At 70.1% G+C, this 6,488-nt stretch carries 10 protein-coding genes and 1 pseudogene; 9 read left to right on the forward strand and 2 right to left on the reverse strand.

Features of this window, described 5'->3' with window-relative positions:
- From EEJ42_RS35855 to EEJ42_RS35875, 6 genes and pseudogenes are all read left to right on the forward strand, one after another.
- A pseudogene (locus EEJ42_RS35855) lies at nt 1-241 on the forward strand (hypothetical protein); the annotation flags it as partial.
- Between the two features lie 116 nt (nt 242-357).
- Nucleotides 358-1,044, forward strand: coding sequence for an LmeA family phospholipid-binding protein (locus EEJ42_RS35860; RefSeq protein ID WP_123106384.1), 687 nt, complete (start codon nt 358-360; stop codon nt 1,042-1,044).
- A gap of 221 nt (nt 1,045-1,265) precedes the next feature.
- Nucleotides 1,266-1,346 (forward strand): putative leader peptide, encoded by an 81-nt coding sequence (locus EEJ42_RS54780; protein ID WP_350962106.1) that lies wholly within the window; start codon nt 1,266-1,268, stop codon nt 1,344-1,346.
- A gap of 157 nt (nt 1,347-1,503) precedes the next feature.
- Nucleotides 1,504-2,343, forward strand: a complete 840-nt coding sequence (locus EEJ42_RS35865) for a sulfurtransferase (protein ID WP_123106385.1) — start codon at nt 1,504-1,506, stop codon at nt 2,341-2,343.
- A 34-nt stretch (nt 2,344-2,377) separates the two neighbouring features.
- Nucleotides 2,378-2,665, forward strand: a complete 288-nt coding sequence (locus EEJ42_RS35870; RefSeq protein WP_009716110.1) for a DUF1416 domain-containing protein — start codon at nt 2,378-2,380, stop codon at nt 2,663-2,665.
- A 130-nt stretch (nt 2,666-2,795) separates the two neighbouring features.
- Nucleotides 2,796-3,053: a DUF3099 domain-containing protein gene (locus tag EEJ42_RS35875; RefSeq protein WP_039938152.1), complete on the forward strand. Its 258-nt coding sequence runs from the start codon at nt 2,796-2,798 to the stop codon at nt 3,051-3,053.
- 23 nt (nt 3,054-3,076) lie between these two features.
- Here EEJ42_RS35875 and EEJ42_RS35880 read toward each other — a convergent pair whose 3' ends face one another.
- Nucleotides 3,077-3,439: a DsrE family protein gene (locus EEJ42_RS35880; protein ID WP_009716112.1), complete on the reverse strand. Its 363-nt coding sequence runs from the start codon at nt 3,437-3,439 to the stop codon at nt 3,077-3,079.
- 229 nt (nt 3,440-3,668) lie between these two features.
- Here EEJ42_RS35880 and EEJ42_RS35885 point away from each other — a divergent pair, with 229 nt between their 5' ends.
- The 3 genes from EEJ42_RS35885 to ygfZ all read left to right on the forward strand — a co-directional run bounded on the left by EEJ42_RS35885 (nt 3,669) and on the right by ygfZ (nt 5,780).
- A complete protein-coding gene (locus tag EEJ42_RS35885; RefSeq protein ID WP_055557284.1) occupies nt 3,669-4,232 on the forward strand; it encodes a heme-binding beta-barrel domain-containing protein in 564 nt (187 codons plus the stop codon).
- Nucleotides 4,233-4,342: 110 nt separating this feature from the next.
- Entirely contained in the window at nt 4,343-4,804 is a 462-nt protein-coding gene (locus tag EEJ42_RS35890) for a Fur family transcriptional regulator (protein ID WP_123106386.1), read from the forward strand.
- Between the two features lie 10 nt (nt 4,805-4,814).
- Nucleotides 4,815-5,780, forward strand: coding sequence for a CAF17-like 4Fe-4S cluster assembly/insertion protein YgfZ (gene ygfZ / locus EEJ42_RS35895; RefSeq protein ID WP_123106388.1), 966 nt, complete (start codon nt 4,815-4,817; stop codon nt 5,778-5,780).
- A 12-nt stretch (nt 5,781-5,792) separates the two neighbouring features.
- Here ygfZ and dtd read toward each other — a convergent pair whose 3' ends face one another.
- Nucleotides 5,793-6,218 carry a D-aminoacyl-tRNA deacylase gene (gene dtd / locus EEJ42_RS35900; RefSeq protein WP_123106387.1) on the reverse strand — a complete coding sequence of 142 codons (426 nt, stop codon included), beginning with the start codon at nt 6,216-6,218 and terminating at the stop codon, nt 5,793-5,795.
- Between the last annotated feature and the right edge of the window lie 270 nt (nt 6,219-6,488).

The raw sequence follows: 6,488 nt of genomic DNA on the forward strand, positions 1-6,488 counted from the left end.
CGCCGTCGTCCTCGGGCTGCTCGCGGCGGCCGGGGCGGGCGTCGGTGCCGGGCACCTCACCGGCACCGGGACCGGCACGGCCGCCGTGCTGGGGCTCGCGGCCGGGGCGTGTGCGCTGGTGGGGCTGCGGGTCGCGGCGTACGACTACCCGTCCCGCTTCGTCCACATGACGGCCGGAGTGGCCCTGCCCCTGGCGGCCGCCGCCCCCGCCGTCTACGTGCTGGGCCGCGCGCTGGTCTGATCCGCCGGGGGTCCGATACGCCAGGTATCTGCGGTGCCAGGCCCCCGGGTACTTACTCCGGTTAGGCTCGCTGCGTCAGGCAAGGGCCTGAGCGAGAGCCTGGGGGATCTACGTACATGCGCGCACTACGCATCACACTGATCATCGCCGTGATACTCGGCGGCCTCTTCGTCGGCGCCGACCGGGTGGCGGTGTCCATGGCGGAGTCCAAGGCCGCCGACAAGATCAAGAGTTCGCAGGGGCTGACGACCACCCCCAGCGTCTCCATCAAGGGCTTCCCGTTCCTGACCCAGGTCGCGGGCAAGGAGCTGGACGAGGTCGACGTCGGCGTGGACGGGCTGACGACGGACGCGGGCGGCGGCACCACCGTCCGCGTCTCCGAGCTGAACGCCCAGCTGCACGACGTCCGCATCGGGGGGAACTTCTCGTCGGCCACCGCGGACCGGGCCAGCGGCTCCGCCCACATCTCCTACGCGGACCTCTCGCGGGCCGCGGGCCCGGGGGTCACGGTGAGCTACGACCCGACGGGGACCAACCAGGTCAAGATCACCGGGAATCTGCTGGGCTTCAGCCTCAGCGCCCGCTCCAGCGTGACCATCGTGAACGGCGACACGATCAAGCTGCACGCCGAGCGCATCCCCGGCGGATCCATCCCGCAGTGGGAGGACAAGGTGCGCGAGCGCACCGACATGGAGCGGAAGATCGACGGCATGCCGCAGGGCATGCGGCTGGAGACCGTGAAGACCGACAAGGACGGCATAGACGTCTCGGTCGCGGGTAATAACGTCGCGTTGACGGGCTGACCCGTCCGGCACGGACCGCCTCGGGACCGTCTCGGGACCGCATGGTGTCCACGTGACGAGACGATCATGTCCGCGATGACAGACACCGACGGCCGCCGGACACCCCGGCGGCCGTTGTCCGTGGTCGTCCACACCCTTCCGCGTTCACATCGCGGACATAAGCGTCTCACCATGCGACACACCGGTGACATGCCCGCCCGTCCGTCCTTACGATCGGACCCATGAAGCGACAGGCGGATCTCACGAAGCGGCGGGCAGTCGACCTGTGCCGCGTCGCCGCCATGCTCTGTCGCGCCGTCTGAATCGAGGGCGCGCGCGGCCGCCGCAGCTTCGGCCCCGCTCCCTCCGGCCCGTCTGCCGGGCCGTCCCGCACTCCGCTCGTACGCTCGCGATCAGGCTCCGCGTCAGCACCGCGCGTCGAGCGCCCGTACCGCCGCAACTGCCCCGGAGGAGAGATACATGAGCCGCAGTGACGTCCTGGTGGACGCCGACTGGGTTGAGGCCCGCATCGATGACCCCAAGACGGTCATCGTCGAGGTCGACGAGGACACGTCCGCCTACGACACGAACCACATCAAGAACGCCATCCGGATCGACTGGAAGCAGGACCTCCAGGACCCGGTGCGCCGTGACTTCGTCGACCAGGCGGGCTTCGAGAAGCTGCTGTCCGAGAAGGGCATCGCCAACGACGACACCGTCGTCCTCTACGGCGGCAACAACAACTGGTTCGCGTCGTACGCCTACTGGTACTTCAAGCTCTACGGCCACCAGGACGTGAAGCTGCTCGACGGCGGCCGCAAGAAGTGGGAGCTGGACTCGCGCGAGCTGGTCTCCGAGGTCCCGTCCCGCGAGAAGACCGACTACAAGGCCAAGGAGCAGGACAGCTCGATCCGCGCCTTCCGCGACGACGTCGTGGCGGCCATCGGCAACCTGAACCTGGTCGACGTCCGCTCGCCCGACGAGTTCTCCGGCAAGCTGCTCGCCCCGGCGCACCTCCCGCAGGAGCAGTCGCAGCGCGCGGGCCACGTGCCGAGCGCCCGCAACATCCCGTGGTCGAAGTCGGCCAACGACGACGGCACCTTCAAGTCCGACGAGCAGCTCAAGGAGCTGTACGAGGGCGAGGGCGTCGACCTGTCGAAGGACACCATCGCCTACTGCCGCATCGGTGAGCGCTCGGCCCACACCTGGTTCGTGCTGCACGAGCTGCTCGGCCAGACCAACGTCAAGAACTACGACGGTTCCTGGACCGAGTACGGCTCGCTGGTGGGCGTGCCGATCGAGCTCGGCTCCGGCAGCTGACCCCCTCTCCTCCCCGAAAGTTAAGGACAGACACATGTGTGGAGCGCAGACAGGCGGCCCCGACGCCTCGACCATCAAGCCCGGTGAGACCACGATCCAGGGCCAGGTGACCCGCGACGGCGAGCCCGTCACCGGCTACGTGCGCCTCCTGGACAGCACGGGCGAGTTCACCGCCGAGGTTCCCACCTCCGCGACCGGACAGTTCCGCTTCTACGCCGCCGAGGGCACCTGGACGCTGCGCGCCCTGGTCCCGGGCGGCACCGCCGACCGCACGGTCGTCGCACAGAAGGGCGGGCTGGCGGAGGTCGCCATCGCCGTCTGACGCCACACCACGCGTCGTACGCAGGAGGGCCGCATCCCGGGGTTGGACGCCTCGGCGGGATGCGGCCCTTCCGCTTGGTCCACGGCGCTTCCACCTGTCGGCGCGATGGCCCCGGACGTATCCTGGCCATATGTACGCGCGACGCCGCCACGCATACTTCTTCCTGATGGGCGCGTGTCTGACGCTCTTCATCTCGGCTTGGGCCTTCGTGCGTCTGTGGTCCGTCCCCGCCGCCGTCGCGATGTGCATCGTCGCGATGGTCATCCCGCCGGTGGCGGCCATCGTCGCCAACCGCCGGGGTCCGCAGGACCGCTGGTGGGACGAGTCGGGGGACGAGGAGTCCGACCGGTGGTGGCGGGAGCTGGACGACCACTACCACCGGCACTGAGACCCGGGTGTCAGGCCCCGGGGTCAGTAGACCAGCGCCTGCACGCCGTCCGGCATGATCTCGCTCACGAAGACCTGTGCCCCCGCGATCCGCGCGCCCTCGATCAGATCCGCCTCGTCGATCTCCCGCCGCGCAGCGCACTGGCTGCACACCGTGATCGTCCCGCCCGCCAGAATGCCGCTGATCAGCTCCGGCAGCGGGGCCGCGTGCGGCAGCGAGAAGTCCGCCGCCCGGCCCGGCAGCGCGAACCACGTCGACTCGCCGGTCAGCCACAGCGAGACCTCGACCCCGCTCGCCACGGCCACCGCCGCCACCGTGAACGCCTGCGAGCACCGCTCGGGCGCGTCCGCGCCCGCCGTCACCTTGATCACGAGCTTGTTCGCCATGCCCCAAGCCTAGGCTCGCCGGTCCGGCGACTAGACTCGGTCCAGGTCCGTCATCCGTTACGAGGAGCAGCTCGTGCTTGAGGCAGTCTTCACCACCCTGTTGATCCTGGTCATCGTGGCCAGCCTCGGTTTCGTCGGGCTGACCTGGAAGAAGCTCTACCAGGGCCAGCGCTGAGCGCTCCCGCCCCCTTAACGCCCCCGCCCGCCTAGCGACGGATCGTCTGAACCCATGATCGAGATTCCCTCCGACCTCCACCCGGACCTGGTGCCGCTGGCCTTCCTGCTCGGCAACTGGGAAGGCGCCGGCGTTTCGGACTTCCCCGGCGCCGAGAAGTGCAACTTCGGGCAGGAAGCGACCTTCACCCACGACGGCCGCGACTTCATCGAGTACATCTCGCACACCTGGGTGCTGGACTCCGAGGGCAAGAAGGTCCGCCCGCTGGAAAGCGAGTCCGGATACTGGCGGATCGACAAGGACCGCAAGGTCGAGGTCGTGATGATCCGCGACCAGGGCGTCGTCGAGGTCTGGTACGGCGAGCTGGCGGACGGCAAGCCGCAGATCGACCTGGCGACCGACGCCGTGGCGCGCACCTCCGCCTCGGGCCCGTACTCGGGCGGCAAGCGGCTGTACGGCTACGTCAACAGCGACCTGATGTGGGTCGGCGAGAAGGCCACTCCCGAGGTCGAGCTGCGCCCGTACATGTCCGCGCACCTGAAGAAGGTCGTCGACCCCCGCGAGTGGGCCAAGGACCTCAAGGACCTGCCGGACGACGGGATCGCCTTCTTCCGCTGAGCCGGTCCGGCCCCTGAGCCGCTCCGGCCCCTGCGCCGGCGCGCTCAGCCGTTCAGCTGCTCCAGCCGAGCGCGACCGCGCCCCGGTGCCGTGCCGCCTACACTGGCACCGTGGCGACCACCGACTGGAAGACCGATCTGCGGGAGCGCGGCTACCGACTCACCCCGCAACGCCAGCTCGTGCTCGAAGCCGTCGACACCTTGGAGCACGCCACTCCGGACGACATCCTCACCGAGGTGCGCCGTACCGCGAGCGGTGTGAACATCTCCACCGTCTACCGCACGCTGGAGCTGCTGGAGGAGCTGGGCCTCGTCAGCCATGCCCATCTCGGGCACGGCGCCCCCACGTACCACCTGGCCGACCGGCACCACCACATCCACCTGGTGTGCCGGGACTGCACGGAGGTCATCGAGGCCGACGTCTCGGTCGCGGAGTCCTTCACCCGGCAGCTGCGGGCGTCCTTCGGCTTCGACACCGACATGAAGCATTTCGCCATCTTCGGCCGCTGCGCCTCGTGTTCCGCAGCGGACCGCGCGCAGGACCCGGGCAAGAGCCGCACGTCCACGTCGTAGGGTGAAACGCATGAAGAGCCCTTTGCTGTCGCTGCCCGGCGCCGTCCCCGGCGAGGGCCCCGACGAAGGCGTCGCCGCCCACTACGGCGACCTGTTCCGCGAGCAGCGCGCGCTCGCCGACGGCACCGGCTTCGTGGACCTCTCGCACCGCGGAGTCGTCACGGTCACCGGTGCGGACCGGCTGAGCTGGCTGCATCTGCTGCTCACCCAGCACGTCAGTGAGCTTCCCGCCGGTGAGGCCACCGAGGCGCTGATCCTCTCCGCGCACGGCCACATCGAGCACGCGCTCTACCTCGTCGACGACGGCGAGACCACCTGGGCCCATGTGGAGCCCGGCAGCCAGGACGACCTGATCGCGTACCTGGAGAGCATGAAGTTCTTCTACCGGGTCGAGATCGCGGACCGCACCGAGGAGTACGCGGTCGTCCACCTCCCGGCGGGCAGCATCGCCGAGACCCCCGAGGGCACCGTCGCCCGCGAGACCGCGCACGGCCGCGACCTGTTCCTGCCGCGCGCCGGCCTGGAGTCCTTCGCGGCGAAGAGCGGCCCGCCGATCGGCGTCCTGGCGTACGAGGCGCTGCGCGTCGAGGCCCACCGGCCGCGGATCGGCCTGGAGACCGACCACCGGACCATCCCGCACGAGCTGGGCTGGATCGGCACCGCCGTCCATCTCCAGAAGGGCTGCTACCGCGGCCAGGAGACGGTCGCCCGGGTGCACAACCTGGGCAAGCCGCCGCGCCGCCTGGTCTTCCTGCACCTCGACGGCAGCGAGGTGAAGCTGCCGGGCCACGGCGCGCCCATACGGCTCGCGGCGGACGGCGAGGAAGGCCGTCAGCTGGGCTTCGTGACCTCCTCGGCCCGCCACCACGAGCTGGGGCCGATCGCGCTCGCGCTGGTGAAGCGGAACGTACCGGTGGACGCGGCGCTGATCGCGGACTCCACGGCGGCCTCGCAGGAGACGGTCGTCGAGCCGTAGCTCCTCGACCCCCTAGACCTCGACGATCACCGTGAACGGGCCGTCGTTCGTGAGCGAGACCTTCATCTGCGCTCCGAACCGGCCCGTCTCCACCTGGGCGCCCAGCTCCCGCAGCCGCGCCACCACCTCGTCCACCAGCGGTTCGGCGACATCGCCGGGCGCCGCCGCGTTCCAGGTGGGCCGACGGCCCTTGCGGGCGTCCCCGTACAGCGTGAACTGGCTGATGACCAGCAGCGGAGCGTCCAGGTCCGAGCAGGACTTCTCGCCCGGCAGGATGCGCAACGACCACAGCTTGCGAGCCAGCTGGGCCGCCTTCTCCGGGGTGTCGTCGTGTGTCACCCCGACCAGGACGCACAGCCCGTGCCCGATGATCTCCCCGGTCGTCTCGCCGTCCACGACGACGCTCGCCCCGTCCACTCTCTGTACCACAGCACGCATACGGACCATCATGCCCTGCGCCCATCGGGGCCGATCGGGTGGACGGCCGCTGCACAGGGGCCATTCGGAGTGGCACGATGCGTGCAGGCGGTGCAGGTGGGCAGGAACTGCGGGAATGACGCATCGCTGGAGGGGACGGACAAGGATGATCACACCGGGCACCGAGCGGCCCATGGCCACCGAAAGCCCGCTGCCGGCGCGGCCGCCGAGCCAGCGCGGCGGTCGGCTGGCCGACGCCGAGGCCGTGCCGTCGGCGGCCGTGCCGTCGGC

This window comes from Streptomyces botrytidirepellens, assembly GCF_003721215.1.
GTDB lineage: Bacteria > Actinomycetota > Actinomycetes > Streptomycetales > Streptomycetaceae > Streptomyces > Streptomyces himastatinicus.